12 protein-coding genes are annotated in these 18,646 nt (G+C 68.4%); 7 read left to right on the top strand and 5 right to left on the bottom strand.

The features are described from left to right. Window positions 1-231 precede the first annotated feature (231 nt). The 7 genes from PG878_RS12740 to PG878_RS12710 all read left to right on the top strand — a co-directional run bounded on the left by PG878_RS12740 (window position 232) and on the right by PG878_RS12710 (window position 12,536). Window positions 232-1,245, top strand: coding sequence for a LacI family DNA-binding transcriptional regulator (locus PG878_RS12740; protein WP_209032568.1), 1,014 nt, complete (start codon window positions 232-234; stop codon window positions 1,243-1,245). A gap of 105 nt (window positions 1,246-1,350) precedes the next feature. After that, on the top strand, window positions 1,351-4,323 hold the full coding sequence (locus tag PG878_RS12735) for a TonB-dependent receptor (RefSeq protein WP_209032567.1): 2,973 nt from the start codon (window positions 1,351-1,353) through the stop codon (window positions 4,321-4,323). Window positions 4,324-4,453: 130 nt separating this feature from the next. Continuing rightward, window positions 4,454-6,043, top strand: a complete 1,590-nt coding sequence (locus PG878_RS12730) for a glucoamylase family protein (protein ID WP_371182598.1) — start codon at window positions 4,454-4,456, stop codon at window positions 6,041-6,043. Between the two features lie 11 nt (window positions 6,044-6,054). Next, window positions 6,055-7,350, top strand: coding sequence for a sugar ABC transporter substrate-binding protein (locus PG878_RS12725; RefSeq protein ID WP_209032615.1), 1,296 nt, complete (start codon window positions 6,055-6,057; stop codon window positions 7,348-7,350). Then, a complete protein-coding gene (locus PG878_RS12720) occupies window positions 7,347-8,228 on the top strand; it encodes a carbohydrate ABC transporter permease (RefSeq protein WP_048488901.1) in 882 nt (293 codons plus the stop codon). The genes PG878_RS12725 and PG878_RS12720 overlap by 4 nt, the downstream gene beginning before the upstream one ends. Continuing rightward, complete coding sequence (locus tag PG878_RS12715) at window positions 8,225-9,061, top strand: carbohydrate ABC transporter permease (protein WP_010342667.1); 837 nt, start codon at window positions 8,225-8,227, stop codon at window positions 9,059-9,061. Before PG878_RS12720 ends, PG878_RS12715 begins: the two co-directional genes overlap by 4 nt. Before the next feature lie 358 nt (window positions 9,062-9,419). After that, window positions 9,420-12,536: a discoidin domain-containing protein gene (locus tag PG878_RS12710; RefSeq protein ID WP_209032614.1), complete on the top strand. Its 3,117-nt coding sequence runs from the start codon at window positions 9,420-9,422 to the stop codon at window positions 12,534-12,536. Window positions 12,537-12,693: 157 nt separating this feature from the next. Here the strand turns inward: PG878_RS12710 and PG878_RS12705 are convergent, their stop codons facing one another. From PG878_RS12705 to zwf, 5 genes are all read right to left on the bottom strand, one after another. Continuing rightward, window positions 12,694-13,347 carry a bifunctional 4-hydroxy-2-oxoglutarate aldolase/2-dehydro-3-deoxy-phosphogluconate aldolase gene (locus PG878_RS12705; RefSeq protein WP_153752562.1) on the bottom strand — a complete coding sequence of 218 codons (654 nt, stop codon included), beginning with the start codon at window positions 13,345-13,347 and terminating at the stop codon, window positions 12,694-12,696. Between the two features lie 70 nt (window positions 13,348-13,417). Further along, a complete protein-coding gene (edd, locus tag PG878_RS12700) occupies window positions 13,418-15,334 on the bottom strand; it encodes a phosphogluconate dehydratase (RefSeq protein ID WP_209032565.1) in 1,917 nt (638 codons plus the stop codon). A 148-nt stretch (window positions 15,335-15,482) separates the two neighbouring features. Then, entirely contained in the window at window positions 15,483-16,202 is a 720-nt protein-coding gene (pgl, locus tag PG878_RS12695; protein ID WP_010342663.1) for a 6-phosphogluconolactonase, read from the bottom strand. Further along, the gene (glk, locus tag PG878_RS12690; protein WP_209032564.1) at window positions 16,199-17,206 is read right to left on the bottom strand and encodes a glucokinase; all 1,008 of its coding nucleotides are present in this window, start codon (window positions 17,204-17,206) and stop codon (window positions 16,199-16,201) included. The genes pgl and glk overlap by 4 nt, the downstream gene beginning before the upstream one ends. Next, complete coding sequence (zwf, locus tag PG878_RS12685; protein ID WP_209032613.1) at window positions 17,203-18,639, bottom strand: glucose-6-phosphate dehydrogenase; 1,437 nt, start codon at window positions 18,637-18,639, stop codon at window positions 17,203-17,205. The genes glk and zwf overlap by 4 nt, the downstream gene beginning before the upstream one ends. Between the last annotated feature and the right edge of the window lie 7 nt (window positions 18,640-18,646).

The raw sequence follows: 18,646 nt of genomic DNA, 5'->3' as shown, positions 1-18,646 counted from the left end.
CGCGGCGGGTGGGGTGCCGCTGGCCCGAAGCGGGGTGGGCACCCCGTGCAGAACCGGAATCTGCACCTGGATTATGTTGCACTGCGGTACGATTCCGGCCGGTTTCGCATTATCCAAGTGTCTGAAAAGCAATGATTTTATTGGGGAAATAACAAAAGGCTTCTGCCTCGCGCTGAAAACGATTACAGTCCGCGCCAGTTTCTCAAGGTCTCTGCCGCGGAGGGCGGCACGATGGCGAAGAGCGCGGTCACCATCAAAGATGTCGCACGCGAGGCCCGGGTCTCCGTGGCCACCGTGTCGCGTGCGCTCAACGGCCACGAGAACGTGGCCGCGCCGGTCCGGACCCTGGTCCTGGAAGTGGCCGAGCGCCTGCGCTACAGCCCGCACGCGGCGGCGCGCAGCCTCAGCAGCCGCCGCACCCAGACCCTGGGCGTGGTGCTGCCCGACCTGTACGGCGAATTCTTCTCCGAACTGATCCGCGGCATCGACGGCGCCGCCCGCGCGCGCCGCCAGCACCTGCTGGTGTCCAGCTACCACGGCGACCCGGAAGAGCAGGGGCGGGCGCTGCGGGCGATGCGCGGCCGCGTCGATGGCCTGCTGGTGCTGTCGCCGTATGCCGAGCGCCCGGGCTTCCTCACCGACAACCTGCCGCAGGCGCTGCCGACGGTGTTGATCAACACCCATCTGCCTGGCACCGAGTATCCGGTACTGAGCATCGACGACCACGCCGGCGCGGTGGCGATGACCGAACATCTGCTGGCGATGGGGCATCGCCGCATCGCCTTCATCGGCGGCCCGGAACTGAACTTCGACGCGCGCGAACGCCTGCGCGGCTTCCGCGACGCCATCGCGCGCCATCCCGGCGAAGCGCATGGCCAGGAGTTCCCGGGCGACTTCGACGAAGCCTCCGGCTATCGCGCCGGACAGGCGATGCTGCAGGCCGGCACGTTGCCCGATGCGGTGTTTGCCGCCAACGACATGACCGCGCTCGGCTGCCTCTACGCCTTCACCCAGAGCGGCGTGCGCGTGCCCAACGACATCGCGTTGGCCGGCTTCGACGACATTCCGCTGGCGCGTTTCGTTCACCCATCCCTCACCACCATGCGCGTCAGCATCGCCGGGCTTGGTGAGCAGGCGATGCACCGCCTCCTGCAATTGATCGATCGGCCCGACGCGGACGACCGGCAGCGGCAGACCCTGGTTCCTACGTTGGTCGTGCGCGATTCCAGCACGGCCCGTTCCTGATGCGACGCATTTTTCTGCGCCGCATCGCTTGTTCCACTTCGTTCCATCGAAGCACCACGCACCACCCATAACGAGCATCACGTCTTCCTGGAGGGAAAACCCCACATGCAACACACCCCGCACTCCGCCCGGCCCACGCGCAAGCTGTTGAGCTGCGCCCTCGCCAGTTGCCTGCTGCTGGGCGCCGCGCCGGCATTCGCACAAAGCACCGGTGCCACCATTCGCGGCCAGGTCAAGGTCGATTCGGCGCCGGCCGCGTCCGCGCAGGTCACCGCCACCAACCTGGCCACCGGTCTGAGCCGCAGCGTGCAGGCCAGCAACGGCATCTACTCGGTCGGCGGCCTGCCGCCGGGCTCCTACCGCATCGACGTGACCGCCGACGGCAAAACCACCTCGCAGAACGTCACCGTGCAGGTCGGCCAGACCGCCACCCTGGATCTGGGCGTGGGCGGCGAAGCGGCCACCGCCAACGGGCAGGGCGCGACCACGCTCGACGCGGTGCAGGTGCAGGCGCCGCCGGTGCTGGTGGAAACCCGTACCTCGGAGAACGCCACCTACATTTCCAACGTGCAGATCGAGAAGCTGCCGCAGGCCACGCGCAACTTCCTGGAACTGGCCGACAGCGTGCCGAGCGTGCAGTTCCAGCGCGACGCCAAGGGCAACACCACGGTGCGCTCCGGCGCGACCTCGGCCAACGGCACCAACGTCTACATCGACGGCATCAGCCAGAAGAACTACGTGCTGACCGGCGGCGTCAGCGGCCAGGATTCCAGCCGCGGCAACCCGTTCCCGCAGTCGGCGATCGGCGAGTACAAGGTCATCACCTCCAACTACAAGGCCGAGTTCGACCAGGTCAGCAGCGCGGCGATCGTGGCCTCGACCAAGTCCGGCACCAACGATTTCCACGGCAGCTTCTTCTGGGATACGACCAACGACGACTGGCGCGCCGAAAGCCCGCTGGAGCGCAAGGCCGGCCAGCGCGACGACTTCTCCGAGACCCAGTACGGCGCCACCTTCAGCGGCCCGATCCTCAAGGACCGCGCGCATTTCTTCGTGGCCTACGAGGCCAAGGAATACACCACGCCCAACACGGTGATCCCGGGCGGCATCTACGCCGACCGCATCGACCAGTTGCCTGCGCAGCTGCAGCCGCTGGTGGCCACCTACAGCACCCCGTTCAAGGAAGACCTGTACTTCGGCAAGATCGACTGGACCCTGGGCGACAACAACCTGTTCGAGCTGACCGGCAAGTACCGCAAGGAAGACGAACTGTCGGACATCGGCGAGACCACCACCTACCAGCACGGCAGCAGCAACGGGCAGAAGGAAAAGCGCGCCAACCTGCGCTGGCAGTACAGCGGCGAGGCCTTCCTCAACGACCTGAACCTGAGCTACGAGAGCGCGTTCTGGACCCAGACCCCGCTCAACGACGGCAACGGCTACGTGCTGTCCTACGTGCCGCAGGCCGGCAACGAGACCACCATCCTCAGCGCCGGCGCCGGCAGCAGCTTCCAGAACAAGGGCCAGAAGGGCTGGACCCTGCAGGACGACCTGACCCTCAACAGCCTCGAGTGGCACGGCAGCCACACCATCAAGATGGGTGTGAAGTACAAGGACATCCAGCTCGATTCGACCCAGATCAATCCCGCCAATCCGCAGTACTACTACAACATCCTCAGCGATATCGACACGCCGTACCGGGTGCGCTTCGGCGACACCGGCGACGGCGGTTCGGTGCAGTCGCAGAACAAGCAGTACGGCATCTACCTGCAGGACGACTGGGAGGTCAACGAGCACCTGACCCTGAACCTGGGCGTGCGCTACGACTACGAGAAGACCCCGTCGTTCCTCGACTTCGTCACCCCGGCCGACGTCGCCAGCGCGCTGCTGAACTGGCGCAACCTGGACAACGCCAACTACGACATCGCCAACTACATCAGCACCGGCAACAACCGCAAGGCGTTCAAGGACGCCTGGCAGCCGCGCCTGGGCTTCTCCTACGACCTGTTCGGCGACCAGGCGCACGTGATCTACGGCGGTGCCGGTCGCGCCTACGACCGCAACCTGTTCGACTACCTGGCGCTGGAGCAGCTCAACAACAACTTCCGCTCCTACAGCTACTACTTCAGCAGCGCCAACACGCCGTGCCTCGGCCAGCCGTGCGTGGCATGGGATCCGAGCTATGCGACCCAGGCCGGCCTGAACGGGCTGGCGGCCTCCACCACCGCCGGCACCGGCGGCGGCCGCGAGGTATACCTGATCGACAACAACATCAAGGTGCCGTACTCCGACCAGTTCAGCCTGGGCATGCGCAACATGGTGCATTTCTGGGGCAACGACTGGTACACGGACGTGACCCTGAGCCGCATCGTCAGCGAGGACGGCTTCGTGTTCCTGCGCGGCAACCGCCGTGCCGACGGTTCGTTCTTCCTGCCCGGCACCACCTCCGGCGTGCCCACCGACTCGCCCAACGGCTACAGCGCGATCGTGCTCGGCACCAACGGCCTGAAGACGCGCAACAACCAGCTGGCGCTGAAGCTGGACAAGCCCTACGACAAGGAATCCGGCTGGGGCCTGACCGTGGCCTATACCTTCTCCGACGCGAAGGAGAACCGTCAGTACGGCGAGCATTACGCGCTGGACCAGCCGTCGATGGCCGGCTACGGCTGGCGTGAGGCCGGCGGCATTCCGAAGAACCGCCTGGTGGTCACCGGCATCTACGACCTGCCGTACGACATCACCCTGTCGGCCAAGCTGTCGCTGGCCAGCCAGACCCCGCGCTACGGCACCAACTGCCTGGCGGGCAACGACCAGTGCTATATCATCCAGTACAAGCCGGACGCCACGCTGGGCTACAAGGAATTCAGCCTGGCGGCGAACAAGGAATGGGATACCGGGTCGGGCATCAAGTTCAACGTGCGCGCCGATGTCATCAACCTGTTCAACTGGACCAACTACGCGGACTACAACACCGATACCGGCACCTACGCCGACCTGAACACGGCGTTTGGCTCGCCGAGCGGCGTGCTTGCCTCGCCGATGCGGACGTTCAAGCTGTCGTTCGGCTTGAACTGGTAAGCAAGGTCGTCGCGGCTCCCCTCGGACGGGGGCCGCGGCGATGCGGAAGTGGGTTATTTTTTGTGGGCATGTAAGCGATTTCACGGGGGGCAGGATGAAGAAGCAGTGCAGTTTCATCAGGTTTTCGTTGATGCTGATGGCAGCAGGGGTGTTGCTGACGGCGTGCAAGAAGACCGACGAGGAGCCGAAGGCGGTGGAGAAGAAGCCGGTCAAGGTCATCCTGGTCGAGGCCGAGTTGCCGCCGAAACTGCTGAAGCCGGAACTGCCCCCACTGTTCGAGGACATCGAACGCCGCACCTTCCAGTTTTTCTGGGACACCACCAACGAGCAGAACGGCATGGCGGTGGATCGCTATCCGTCGCGCCCGTTCGCTTCCATCGCCTCGATCGGCTTCGCCCTGACCGTCTATCCGATCGGCTATGAAAACGGCTGGATCAGCCGCGAGCAGGCGGTGCAGCGCACCCTGACCACGCTGCGCTTCCTGCGCGACGTGCCGGTCGGCCCGCAGCGCACCGGCCGCGCCGGCTACAAGGGCTTCTACTACCACTTCCTGGACATGCAGAAGGGGTTGCGCTACGACCAGTGGGTGGAACTGTCGACCATCGATACCGCGCTGCTGATGATGGGCGTGCTGTTCGCCCAGTCCTACTACGACGGCGACACGGCCGACGAGAAGGAGATCCGCCAGATCGCCGACACCCTGTACCGGCGCGTGGACTGGCCGTGGATGCAGCAGCGCAAGCCGCTGATCACGATGGGCTGGTATCCGGAGCGCGGCTTCATCCAGCACGACTGGATGGGCTACAACGAAGGCATGATGGTGTATCTGCTGGCGTTGGGGTCGCCCACGCATCCGATCGAGCCGGACGCGTGGCAGGAATGGACCCGCACCTACAACAAGGACTGGGGCGTGTACTACGGCCAGGAATACCTGGCGTTCGGTCCGTTGTTCGCGCACCAGTACAACCACGTCTGGATCGACTTCCGCGACATCCAGGACCAGTACATGCGCGAGCATGGCATCGACTACTTCCTCAACAGCCGCCGCGCCACGCTGGCCCAGCGCGAGTACGCCATCGACAATCCGATGAAGTGGAAGGAGTACGGCGAGAACGTGTGGGGCCTGACCGCCAGCGACGGTCCGCAGAACACCACCCAGGAGTACCGCGGCGAGCAGCGCCAGTTCTTCCACTACCGCACCCGCGGCGCCGGCCTGTTCGAGGCCTTCGACGACGGCACCATCGCGCCGACCGCGGCGGTGTCCTCGATCGTGTTCGCGCCGGAGGTGGTGATTCCGGCGACCCAGGAAATGCACAAGCGCTTCGGCGACTTCCTGTATTCGAGCTACGGCTTCCTGGATTCGTTCAACCCCAGCTTCAACTACGATATTCCGCTGAAGACCGGTCGCATGATCCCCAACCGCGGCTGGGTGGCCGGCGACTACATCGGCATCGACCAGGGCGCGATCGTCACCATGATCGCCAACTACCGCAACGAGTTCGTCTGGAACGTGATGAAGAAGAACAAGTACCTGCGCACCGGGCTGGAGCGCGCCGGCTTCACCGGCGGCTGGCTGACCCCCGAGGGCGAGGCCCAGCCGCTGCCCAAGAAGGACGAGCAGGCGGCCAATGCGCGTGCGCTGGGCATCGCCGAGTCGCGTGCCGCCGCCGCCGAGGCGCAGTCCAACCCCGCCCAGCGCCAGCCGCAGCAACCGGAATGAGCACAGCACGCATGATCGGTCGTTGGCTTTCGCTGGGTGTGCTGATGGTGGTCGTGTGCGGCTGCGCACGCGCGCCGCAGGGCGAGGTGGTGCGGTTCTGGGCGATGGGCCGCGAGGCCGAGGTGGTGGCCGAGCTGATCCCGCAGTTCGAGAAGGAAAATCCCGGCATCCACGTGGACATCCAGAACATCCCGTGGACCGCCGCGCACGAGAAGCTGCTCACCGCCTTCGCCGCCGACGGCCTGCCGGACGTGTGCCAGCTGGGCAACACCTGGATCCCGGAATTCGCCGAACTGGGCACGCTGCAGCCGCTGCAGCCCTACGTGGACCGCTCCAAGGTGGTCGATCCGAAGGACTACTTCCCGGGCATCTGGGACACCAGCGTCATCGATGGCCACCTCTACGGCATACCCTGGTACGTGGACACGCGCCTGCTGTTCTATCGCAAGGACATGCTGCGCGACGCCGGGGTGACCAAGCTGCCGCAGACCTGGGCCGAGTGGGAGCAGGCGATGGCGGCGGTGAAGAAGCATGTCGGGCCGAAGCGCTACGCCATCCTGATGCCGCTCAACGAGTTCGAGCAGCAGTTGTCGCTGGGCCTGCAGATGCCCGATCCGCTGCTGCGCGACCACGACAACTACGGCAACTTCAACAGCCCCGGCTTCCGCAAGGCGCTGGCGTTCTACGCCAACATGTTCGACCAGGGCTGGGCGCCGAAGATGTCGGAGACGCAGATCTCCAACGTCTGGGACGAGTTCTTCAACGGCTTCTATGCGTTCTACATCTCCGGCCCGTGGAACATCCGCGAGTTCCGCAAGGTGCAGCCGGCCGCGCTCAAGGACCAGTGGGGCACCATGCCGCTGCCGGGTCCTGACGGCCCCGGCGCCGGCATCGCCGGCGGCACCAGCCTGGTGATCTTCCGCAAGTCCGAGCACAAGGACGCGGCCTGGAAGCTGATCGAGTTCCTGTCGCGGCCGCAGATCCAGGCGCGCTTCCACGCGCTGATCGGCGACATGCCGCCGCGGCGCAGCACCTGGGCGTATCCGTCGCTGGCCGAGGATCCGCTGGCGCATGCGTTCCGCGATCAGCTGGAGCGGGTCAAGCCGGCACCGAAGGTGCTGGAGTGGGAGCGCATCGTGCAGGAGATGCGGCTGGCCACCGAGCGGGTCGTGCGCGGCGGCGAACCGCAGGAGAAGGCGATGCGGGAACTGGACAAGCGGGTCGACGAGATCCTGGAAAAACGCCGCTGGATCCACCAGCAGCACCGCGAAGGCACGGCGGCGCCGGCCGCGGGGGCGGCGCCATGAAGCGCGGTTCCCTGATCGGCTGGCTGTTCGCCGGCCCGGCGCTGATCGTGATCGGCGTGTTCTTCGGCCTGCCGGTGCTGTCGGCGCTGGCGCTGAGCGTCACCGACTTCGACCTGTATTCGCTGGCCGACCGCCACAACCTGCGCTTCGTCGGCTTCGGTAACTACCTCGAGTTGCTGCAGACGCCGATGTTCTGGAAGTCGCTGTGGAACACCACCTACTTCGTGATCGTCGGCGTGCCGCTGTCGATCGGCGCCTCGCTGGGCGCGGCGCTGCTGCTGAACGCGCCGGTGGCGCGCTTCAAGGCGCTGTTCCGCACCGCGTTGTTCGCGCCGGTGGTGACCACGCTGGTGGCGGTGGCGGTGATCTGGCGCTACCTGTTCCACACCAGCTACGGCCTGGTCAACTACGGCCTGGCGCACCTGGGCATCGGCCCGATCGACTGGCTCGGCGACCCGCACTGGGCGATGCCGACCATCATGCTGTTCGCGGTGTGGAAGAACTTCGGCTACAACATGGTGATCTTCCTCGCCGGCCTGCAGGCCATCCCGCAGGACCTGTACGAGGCCGCCCGCATCGACGGCGCCTCCAAGTGGCGGCAGTTCCTGCACATCACCCTGCCGATGCTGGGACCGGTGCTGCTGGTAGTCGGGGTGATCACCGTGTCCGGCTACTTCCAGCTGTTCGCCGAACCCTACGTGATGACCCGCGGCGATCCCCTGCAGAGCACGGTCAGCGTGCTGTATTACATGTTCGAGGAAGGCTTCAAGTGGTGGAACCTCGGCCGCGCCTCGGCGGTGGCGTTCCTGCTGTTCCTGATCATCCTGGGAGTGACGACGGTGATGCTGCGCTTCGGCCGCAAGAGGGACCTGGTATGAGCCGGGAGATCGGCGCCTCGCGCTGGAACACGCTGCTGGTCAACGGTGGGCTGCTGCTGCTCGCCGTGATCAGCCTGGCGCCGCTGTTGTGGATGGTGTCGGTGTCGTTCATGCCGGCGGGGCAGGCCAGCCGCTTCCCGCCGCCGATGCTGCCTACCGGCGCCACCCTGGCCAACTACGGCGAGCTGTTCTCGCGTACCGGCATGGCCCGCAACTTCGCCAACAGCCTGCTGGTGTCGTGCGCGATCACCTTCGGCTCGCTGCTGATCAACACCATGGCCGGCTACGCCTTCGCCAAGCTGCGCTTCGTCGGCAAGGAGCGGATCTTCCAGATCCTGCTGGCGGCGCTGGTGATCCCGGCGCAGGTGGCGATGCTGCCGCTGTTCCTGCTGATGAAGCAGCTGCACCTGGTCAACAACTTCGGCGGCGTGGTCGTGCCGGCGCTGGCGACGGTGTTCGGCATCTTCCTGGTGCGCCAGTACGCGCGTTCGATCCCGGACGAGCTGCTGGAGGCTGCCCGCATCGACGGTGCCGGCGAGCTGCGGATCTTCTTCCAGATCGTGCTGCCGATGCTCAAGCCGGTGCTGGTGACGCTGACCATCTTCACCTTCATGGCCGCGTGGAACGACTTCATGTGGCCGCTGATCGTGCTGACCGACCAGGAGCACTACACCTTGCCGGTGGCGCTGGCGGCGCTGTCGCGCGAGCACATCATGGACGTGGAGATGATGATGGCCGGTGCGGTGGTCACGGTGATCCCGGTGCTGGCGCTGTTCCTGGCGCTGCAGCGCTATTACATCCAGGGCCTGCTGCTCGGCAGCGTGAAGGGGTGAGGCGCAACGCTTGCGCGCCACTGGCGCGCGTTGCGCCGAACGCCCGGCCATGGATGGCCGGGCCGGGTCGTCCGGAGCCGATCAGTTGCGCCAGGGATGGCATGGGAAAGGTGCGAGTGCGGCGACGCGCTTGCGAGCCACTGGCTCGCGCGTTCGCGAACGCCTGGCCATGGATGGCCAGGCCGGACGATCTGGTGTGGATGGCTGGTCCTGAAGCGTAGGAGCGGCTTCAGCCGCGACCGCCATCGGGCGCCGACCTTGGCTTGAGCAGACACGCAGCAGCAGACACGCAACGCAACGAACGGGGAACACGATGAGGGATGGGATGGCGACGACGTGCGCACGCGCGATGCTGGCGATGCTGGGACTGGCGGCCGCCCAGGCCGTCGCCGCGCCGCCGACCTCCACGGTGACGCTGGACAGCTTCAACGATCTGGACAAGTGGCAGATCGTCGTCTCCAACCAGGTCACCGCCTCGACCCGGCTGGTGCAGGCGCCCAGCGGCGGCCGCGCCAAGGCGCTGTGCCTGGACTACGACTTCAACGGCGTGTCCGGCTACGCCGGGATCCGCCGCAGCGTGTCGATCGACTACCCGGACAACTACCAGTTCGCGCTCCAGCTGCGTGGCGATTCGCCGCGCAACGACCTGCAGTTCAAGCTGGTCGACGCCAGCGGCGACAACGTGTGGTGGGTCAACCGGCCGCGCTACGACTTCCCCACGCAGTGGAGCACGGTCACCTACAAGAAGCGGCAGATCGACAAGGCCTGGGGGCCGAGCCCGGAAAAGGAACTGACCCGCAGCGCGCAGATCGAGTTCACCATCTACAACCAGGTCGGCGGCGCCGGCACGGTGTGCTTCGACCAGCTGACCCTGACCCCGTTGCCGCCGCAGGACACCTCGCCGCTGACGGTCAAGGTCAGCGCCGATACCGCGCCTGCGCTGGAGCAGCGCATCGCCGACGGCAAGCCGGACACGGTCTGGTACAGCGGCAACGCCAAGAACCAGACGATCATGCTGGACCTGGGCAAGGTGCGCGAGTTCGGCGGCGCCAAGGTGCAGTGGGCACCGGGCGTGTACGCCTCGCGCTACACCGTGCAGGGCTCGGCCGACGGGCGCAGCTGGCGCGAGTTGCGCACCGTGACCGCCGGCAACGGCGGCACCGACTGGCTGGCGCTGCCGGAGACCGAGGCGCGCTACGTGCGCTTCGATCTGCAGGACGGTCCCAGCTTCCGCTACGGCATCGCCGATATCGCGTTGCAGCCGCTGGCCTTCGCCGCTACCCAGAACGACTTCATCAAGTCGGTGGCGGCGCAGTCCACCCGTGGCTGGTTCCCGCGCGGCTTCAGCGGCGAGCAGCCGTACTGGACCATCGTCGGCCTGGACGGTGGCCGCGAGCAGGGTCTGGTCGGCGAGGATGGCGCGATCGAGGTGGGCAAGGGCGGCTTCAGCATCGAGCCGTTCCTGCTGCTGGACGGCAAGCGCCTGAGCTGGGCCGACGTCAAGACCGCGCAGAGCCTGCAGGACGACTACCTGCCGATTCCCAGCGTGGACTGGGCCCACGACAACGCCGCACTGCGCGTGACCGCGTTCGTGCAGGGCGAGCCGGAGCAGGCGCAACTGGTCGCGCGCTACCGGCTCAGCAATCCGAGCAAGCAGTCGCACGACTACACCCTGGCGCTGGCGGTGCGTCCGTTCCAGGTCAACCCGCCCAGCCAGTTCCTCAACACCGTCGGCGGGGTCAGCCCGATCCGCTCGCTCGCCTTCGCCGGCACGCAGGTGCAGGTCAACGGCCAGCCGCGGGTGTTCGCGGTGCAGAAGCCGGACGCCGCCTACGCCAGTGCGTTTGATGCCGGCATCGATGTCGAACGGCTGAGCACCGACGCCAGCGGCATGCCGCAGCAGGCGCAGGATCCGGACGGGCTGGCCTCCGGTGCCTTGCTGTACCGCGGGCGCCTGGCCCCGGGCGAGGTGCGCGAGGTGGCGCTGGTGATCCCGCAAACCGGCAACGCCGCGCTGCCGGCGGGCTTCGATGCCGCACGTGCGCAGCAGCAGGTCGCCGCGCAGTGGCACGAGAAGCTGGACCGCGTGCAGCTGCACGTGCCGGCGCAGGGCAAGGCGGTCACCGACACGCTGCGCACTGCGCTGGCGCACATGCTGATCTCGCGCATCGGCCCGCGCCTGCAGCCGGGCACGCGCTCGTACTCGCGCAGCTGGATCCGCGACGGCGCGATGATTTCCGAAGGCCTGCTGCGGCTGGGCCGCGCCGACGTGGTCCGCGAGTACGTGGAATGGTACGCGCCGTACCAGTTCGCCAACGGCATGGTGCCGTGCTGCGTGGACGACCGCGGCAGCGACCCGGTGCCGGAGAACGACAGCCACGGCGAACTGATCTACAGCGTCGCCGATTACTACCGCTACAGCGGCGACCGCGCCTTCCTGGAGCAGATGTGGCCGCACGTGCTCGGCGCCTACACCTACATGGAGCAGTTGCGGCTGAGCGAGCGCACCGACGAGAACCGCGCGCGCAATGCGGCCTTCTACGGGATGATGCCGGTGTCGATCAGCCACGAGGGCTACTCGGCCAAGCCGATGCATTCCTACTGGGACAACTTCTGGGCGTTGCGCGGCTACAAGGACGCGGTGAGCATCGCCGCCGAACTGGGCCGCATCGACGATGCCGCGCGCTTCGCCGCTTCGCGCGACCAGTTCCGCCAGGACCTGTACGCCTCGCTGGACGCGGCCACCCAGCAGCACCACATCAATTTCCTGCCGGGTTCGGCGGAACTGGGCGATTTCGATCCGACCTCGACCACCATTGCGCTGGCGCCGGGCGGCGAGCAGGGCCGGTTGCCGCAGGCGCTGCTCGACAACACCTTCGAGCGCTACTGGAGCGAATTCGTCTCTCGGCGCGACGGCACCCGCGAGTGGAAGGACTACACCCCGTACGAGTGGCGCAACGTGTCCGCGTTCGTGCGCCTGGGCTGGCGCGAGCGCGCCTGGGAGGCGACGCAGTTCTTCTTCAAGGACCGCACGCCGCAGCCATGGAACCAGTGGGCCGAAGTGGTCTCGCGCACGCCGCGCAAGCCGTTCTTCCTCGGCGACCTGCCGCACGCCTGGGTGGCCTCGGACTTCGTGCGCTCGGTGCTGGACATGTTCGCCTACGCCCGCGACGTCGACGACAGCCTGGTGCTGGCCGCCGGCATCCCCGCCGACTGGCTCGACGGCAAGGGCGTGGCGATCGAGCAGTTGCGCACCCCGCAGGGACCGCTGAGCTACCAGTTGCGGCGGCAGAAGAACCGCCTGCTGCTGAACATCCCCGACGGCCTGCGCGTGCCCAGCGGCGGCCTGGTGCTGCCGTGGCCGTACCCGGGCGAACCGGGCCGCACCCTGGTCAACGGCGACGCAGCGCAGTGGGAGCACGGCGAACTGCGCATCCACGCGTTGCCGGCGGATGTGCAGATCGAGGTGCGGTGAAGCCGGGAATCGGAAGTGGGGAATCGGGAATCGCAACAGCAAAAGCAAAAGCGCCGGCATGCCGGCGCTTTTTTGCTTCTGGAGTCCTGAGCTGTGAGAGCCGAGGTTCGGGCTTTTACCGATTCCCTATTCCCCACTCCCCATTCCCGGCCAGGCGCTACCGCGCCGCCGCCACGATCGCCGCCGCCTTCGCCGAGCTCTCGCGCACCTTGTCCCAGGCGCCGTCGGCCAGCCAGTCCTTGGGCACCATCCACGAGCCGCCGATGCAGACCACGTTCGGCTGGGCCAGGTACTCGGCGGCGGTGCTTTCGCCGATGCCGCCGGTGGGGCACAGCTTGAGCTCGGCCAGGGGGCCGGCCAGGCCCTTGAGCATCGCCAGGCCGCCGACGGCGGAGGCGGGGAACAGCTTGCACACGCGGAAGCCGCGCTCCATCAGCGCCAGCAGTTCGCTCGGGGTGGCCGCGCCCGGCACCACCGGCAGCGGCGCCTGCGCCAGGGCGTCGGCCAGGGTCGGGGTGGTGCCCGGGGTGACGATGAAATCGGCGCCGGCGTCGATCGACTGCTGCAGCTGGGTGGCGTTGAGCACGGTGCCGGCGCCGATCACGATGTCCGGCAGTTCGCGCTTGAGCATCGCCAGCGCTTCCATCGCCACCGGCGTGCGCAGGGTCAGTTCGATCGCCGGCAGGCCGCCTTCCAGCAGTGCGGCCGACACGCGGCGCGCCTCTTCCAGGGTGTGGACGGTGACGACGGGCAGGATGCCGGCCGCGCGCAGCAGTTGCTCGGCCTTGGTCTGGTGTTCGGCGATGGTCATGGGCGTCTCGGTTGCGAAGGGGGCGAGGCCCGGCCGCGCACGGCCAGGGCTGGGTGAGGCAGGCGGCGGCTCAGGCGTCCTTGGATTCGTGCGGCGCGGCGGCGGCCTCGGCATCGCGGCCCAGGTCGTACTCGGCGTCGTAGTTCCACAGGTCGCCGTCGGCGGCCGGCGGGCCGCAGGAGATCGACAGCGCGCCCTGGTCGGCGGGGCCGACCATGCGGCGGTTGAGCCCGAACAGGTTGCGGCCCAGGTCGTGCGCGGCCGGCGCGGTGTTCGGCGCCAGCGGGCGCGCGGCCCACTCGGCGGCGTCCACCAGCACTTCCAGGGTGCCGGCCTCGCCGTCCAGGCGCACGATGTCGCCTTCGCGCACCCGTGCCAGCGGGCCGCCGCGCGCCGCTTCCGGGGTCACGTGGATGGCCGCGGGGAACTTGCCGGAGGCGCCGGACAGGCGCCCGTCGGTGACCAGCGCCACGCGCCGGCCCTGGTTCTGCAGCAGGCCCAGCAGCGGCGCCAGCGAATGCAGTTCCGGCATGCCGTTGGCCTGCGGGCCCTGGTAGCGCAGCACCACCACGAAGTCGTGCGGCAGCGCGCCGGCGGCGTGCAGCTTGTTCAGCGCCTGCGGCGCGTCGATCACCACGGCCGGCGCTTCGATGGTGCGGAACTGCGGCTTCACCGCCGACAGCTTGATCAGCGAACGGCCGAGATTGCCGCGCAGCAGGCGCAGGCCGCCCTGCGCCTCGAACGGGTTGGACGCCGGGCGCACCACCGCCTCGTCGGCGCTCCTGGCCGGGCTGGGCACGTAGCTCAGCTTGCCGTCCTGCAGGCACGGCTCGTCGCCGTAGGCGCGCATGCCGCCCGGCACGATGGTGGCCAGGTCGTCGTGCATCAGCCCGGCGTCCATCAGCTCGCGGAACACGAAGCCGATGCCGCCGGCGGCGGCGAAGTGGTTCACGTCGGCCTCGCCGTTCGGATACACCCGCGCCAGCAGCGGCACCAACTGCGACAGCGCGTCCAGGTCGTCCCAGGTCAGCACGATGCCGGCCGCGCGCGCCACCGCCAGCCAGTGGATGGTGTGGTTGGTGGAGCCGCCGGTGGCCATCAGCGCGACCACCGCGTTGACGATGGCGCGCTCGTCGATCAAGCGGCCCAGCGGGCGGAAGTCGTTGCCCAGGGCGGTGATGCGCAGCGCGCGCTCGGTCGCCTGCTGGGTCAGCGCCTCGCGCAGCGGGGTGCCGGGGTTGACGAAGGAGGCGCCGGGCAACTGCACGCCCATCGCTTCCAGCAGCACCTGGTTGGAGTTGGCGGTGCCGTAGAAGGTGCAGGTGCCGGGGGCGTGGTAGGACGCCGATTCGGCGGCCAGCAGTTCCTCGCGGGTGGCCTGGCCGGCGGCGTAGCGCTCGCGCACCTCGGCCTTCTGCTTGTTGGGGATGCCCGGGGTCATCGGCCCGGCCGGCACGAACACCGCCGGCAGGTGGCCGAAGGCCAGCGCGCCGATCAGCAGGCCCGGCACGATCTTGTCGCACACGCCCAGGTACAGGCTGGTGTCGAACATGTCGTGGCTGAGGCCGATCGCGGTGGCCTGGGCGATCACGTCGCGCGAGAACAGCGACAGCTCCATGCCCGGCCGGCCCTGGGTCACGCCGTCGCACATCGCCGGCACGCCGCCGGCCACCTGCGCGGTGGCGCCGAGCGCACGCGCGGTGCTGCGGATGATCTCCGGGTAGTGCTCGAACGGCTGGTGCGCCGAGAGCATGTCGTTGTAGGCGGTGATGATGCCGAGGTTGGGGGTGATCCCGCCTTCCAGCCGGCTCTTGTCGGTGGGGCCGCAGGCGGCGAAGCCATGGGCGAGGTTGCCGCAGCTCAGGCGGCTGCGGAACGGACCGTCGCGCAGCGCGGCGTCGATGCCGGCCAGGTAGGCGCGCCGCGACGGCGCACTGCGCTGGCGGATGCGTTCGGTGATCGCGTGGAGGGTCGGATGCAGGCTCATTGGCGGACGTGGCTATGAAGGGGGGAGTCGGGAAACGGGAATCGGGAATCGGGAATCGGGAAAAAGCAGGAATCGGGAATCGAGAGAGCGGAAATGCATCAGCGCGCGGCCGTTGCGAATCCCCAATCCCCAATCTCCAGTCCCGGCCTCACTCGCACCAATGCACGCGCAGGCGCGCACCCGGCGTATCGAAGGCGACGCGGATCGGATACTCGTGCGGATCGGTGCCGGCCAGTGCGCGCTCCAGCACCTCCAGCTTCTGCTTGCCGCGCAACAGCAGCATGCGCTGGCCGATCGGCGCCAGGCCGGCCGGGGTCAGGGTGATGCGCAGCGGCCAGGTGTTGGCGCCGGGGCAGCCGGTGGCGTCGAGCGCGGCGTAGGGCAGCGGGTTGGTCAGGGCCTTGTTCAGGTCGGTGGCGCCGGGGAACAGCGAAGCGGTGTGGCCGTCGCCGCCCATGCCCAGCACCGCCATGCACGCGGCCGGGGCGTGCTGCGCGTGCAGGTTGGCGGCGTGCACGCTCTCCTGCAGCGGCTTGCCGACCCGTACCAGCGGTTCGAAGCGCGCCTCCTCGGCACGGTCCAGCAGGCTGTGCCGAACCAGGTAGGCGTTGCTGTCGCTGTCCTGCGGCGACAGCCAGCGCTCGTCGACCAGGCCGACCTCCAGCTTCGACCAGTCCAGCGGCAGCTCGGCCAGCGCCTGGTACACCGGCGCCGGGGTGGTGCCGCCGGACAGCAGCAGGCGCGCGCCGCCGCGGCGTTGGATCTCCTCGCGCAGCGCGGTGCCGATCTCGGCCGCCGCCGCGTCGATCCATTCGTCCGGATCGTCGTAGCGGATCAGCGTGATGCGGTCGGACAGCGTGGGGCTCATGCGATGGCTCCTGGGGATTGCCGCGCGGCGTCCACCGCGTAGGCGGCGGCGCCGAGCAGGCCGGGACGGGGGTGGATCACCGCCAGCGACGGCACCCGCGCCATGATCGACGAAAACCGGCCCTTGTGCTCGAAGCGCTGGCGGAACCCGGAATGCTGGATCGCGTCGAGCATCTTCGGCACCAGCCCGCCGGTCAGGAACACGCCGTCCCAGGCGCCCTGCATCAGCACCAGGTCGCCGGCGATGGCGCCGAACACGGCGCAGAACACGTCCACCGTGCGCATCGCCCGGTAGTCGCCCTGCGCGGCGCGCGCGGTGATGTCCTCCGGCTGCAGCGGGCCCGGATCGTCGCCGGCCATCTCGCTCAGCGCGCGGTGGATGTTGACCAGGCCGGGGCCGCAGATCAGGCGTTCGTTGGAGACGCGGCCGAACTGCTGCGACAGCAGTTCCAGAATGCGGATCTCCTCCGGCGTGCCCGGCGGGAAGCTGACGTGGCCGCCCTCGGTCTCCAGCGGAAAGCAGCGCCCGCCGCGCATCAGCAGGCCGCCCACGCCCAGGCCGGTGCCGGGGCCGATCACGCCGTAGTTGCGCGGCACCTCGACCGGCGACGGCGTCCAACTGGCGCCGCCGACCTGGACCACGTCCTGCGGCCGCAGCAGGCTGATCGCCATCGCCTGCGCGGCGAAGTCGTTGATCAGGTGCAGTTCGTCGAAGCCGAGCATGGCGCGGGTGCGCGCCCGCGAGATCACCCACGGATGGTTGGTGATGCGCGCCTCGTCGCCGTCGACGCGGCCGGCGACCGCGAAGGTGCCGCTGCGCGCGTCCACCCCGGTCTGTTCCAGGTAGTGGCGAGCGGCGTCGCCCAGCGACGGGAATTCCACCACCGAGTAGGTCTGGGTGCTGTCGTCGAGCAGCGGCACCGAGGCGTCGAGATCGGCGAGGGCGAAACGGGCATTGGTGCCGCCGATGTCGGCGACCAGCACCGGGCGCTGCGGCGCGCTCATTGCGCGACCTTCGGCGCGGCGCCGGCCTGGTCGCAGGACACGTAGGCCTGCGCTTCCTCCGGCCCCCAACTGCCGGCCGGGTAGGGCAGCAGCGGCAGCTGCGCCTGCGCCCAGGCGGCGCTGACGCTGTCGATCCAGGCCCAGGCGGCGCGCACCTCGTCGTCGCGGACGAACAGCGCATGGTTGCCGTTCAGCGCGTCGAGCATCAGCCGCTCGTAGGCGATGCGCCGGTGCAGGCCGGTGGGCACCGACAGTTCCAGTTCCAGCGGCTGCAGTTCCAGCGCGCCCCATTCCGGGCCGGCCAGGCTGCTCATCAGCCCCAGTTCGATGTTCTCCTGCGGCTGCAGTTGGAAGGTCAGCCGGTTCGGCGCCACCTGCTGCGCGGCCGGGCGCTCGAACAGCCAGTGGGTGACCGGCTTGAGCGTGACCACCACGCGGGTGGAGCGCTCGGCCAGGCGCTTGCCGGTGCACAGCCGGAACGGCACTCCGGCCCAGCGCCAGTTGTCGATGTAGGCGGTGACCGCGGCGAAGGTTTCCACGTCGCTGCCTTCCGGCGGCTGGTAGGCCTGCGCCGGCTGACCGTTGATGGTGCCGGCGGTGTAGCGCCCGCGCACGCTGTCGCGGGCGGCATGCTCGGCGCTCAGCGGACGCAGCGCGCGCAGCACCTTGACCTTCTCGTCGCGGATGCGGTCGGCTTCCAGCGAGGCCGGCGGCTCCATCGCCACCAGGCACAGCAACTGCAGGATATGGCTCTGCACCATGTCGCGCAGCGCGCCGGAACGCGCGTAGTAGGCGTCGCGGCCGTCCACGCCCTCGCTCTCGGCGACCAGGATGTCCACCGACTCGATGTAGTTGCGGTTCCACACCGCTTCCAGCAGCGTGTTGCCGAAGCGCAGCGCGATCAGGTTCTGCACCGCGGCCTTGCCCAGGTAGTGGTCCAGGCGGAACACGCGGTCCTCGTCGATCAGCGCGCCGATCGCCTGCACGATCTCGCGGGCGCTGTCCGAATCGTGGCCGATCGGCTTCTCCAGCATCAGCCGGTGCGGTGCGGCGAGCGCTCCGCCCAGGGCCAGGCCCTGGCAGGTGCTGATGTACAGCCCCGGCGGGATCGCCAGGTAGCTCACGCAGCGGCGCGCGGTCAGGTCGCGCACCGCGGCGGCCACCGATTCGGCATCGCGCAGGTCCACCGAGCGGTAGTCGATGCGCGCCAGCAGCGCCTGCACGATCGATTCGCCGATCTGCGGCATCGCCGCCTGCAGGCGTGGCTTGAGGATCTCGTGGAACTTGGCGGTGTCGTGCGGCGACAGCGCCAGCGCGCGGATGCGGAAGTCTTCCGGCAGGAAGCCGTCGTCGAGCATGCGCAGCAGCGAGGGGAACAGATAGCGCTGGGCCAGATCGCCGGTGGCGCCGAACAACAGGAAGGTATCGTGCATCGACCGG

This window comes from Xanthomonas hawaiiensis, assembly GCF_031834635.1.
In the GTDB taxonomy this organism is placed as follows: Bacteria; Pseudomonadota; Gammaproteobacteria; order Xanthomonadales; family Xanthomonadaceae; genus Xanthomonas_A; species Xanthomonas_A sacchari.
This window is presented reverse-complemented; position numbering and strand designations above follow the sequence as displayed.

Coding starts and splice junctions, on each gene's coding strand:
- PG878_RS12740 (WP_209032568.1), top strand. CDS start 232: ATGGCGAAGAGCGCGGTCACCATCAAAGATGTCGCACGCGAGGCCCGG.
- PG878_RS12735 (WP_209032567.1), top strand. CDS start 1,351: ATGCAACACACCCCGCACTCCGCCCGGCCCACGCGCAAGCTGTTGAGC.
- PG878_RS12730 (WP_371182598.1), top strand. CDS start 4,454: ATGCTGATGGCAGCAGGGGTGTTGCTGACGGCGTGCAAGAAGACCGAC.
- PG878_RS12725 (WP_209032615.1), top strand. CDS start 6,055: ATGATCGGTCGTTGGCTTTCGCTGGGTGTGCTGATGGTGGTCGTGTGC.
- PG878_RS12720 (WP_048488901.1), top strand. CDS start 7,347: ATGAAGCGCGGTTCCCTGATCGGCTGGCTGTTCGCCGGCCCGGCGCTG.
- PG878_RS12715 (WP_010342667.1), top strand. CDS start 8,225: ATGAGCCGGGAGATCGGCGCCTCGCGCTGGAACACGCTGCTGGTCAAC.
- PG878_RS12710 (WP_209032614.1), top strand. CDS start 9,420: ATGCTGGGACTGGCGGCCGCCCAGGCCGTCGCCGCGCCGCCGACCTCC.
- PG878_RS12705 (WP_153752562.1), bottom strand. CDS start 13,347: ATGACCATCGCCGAACACCAGACCAAGGCCGAGCAACTGCTGCGCGCG.
- edd (WP_209032565.1), bottom strand. CDS start 15,334: ATGAGCCTGCATCCGACCCTCCACGCGATCACCGAACGCATCCGCCAG.
- pgl (WP_010342663.1), bottom strand. CDS start 16,202: ATGAGCCCCACGCTGTCCGACCGCATCACGCTGATCCGCTACGACGAT.
- glk (WP_209032564.1), bottom strand. CDS start 17,206: ATGAGCGCGCCGCAGCGCCCGGTGCTGGTCGCCGACATCGGCGGCACC.
- zwf (WP_209032613.1), bottom strand. CDS start 18,639: ATGCACGATACCTTCCTGTTGTTCGGCGCCACCGGCGATCTGGCCCAG.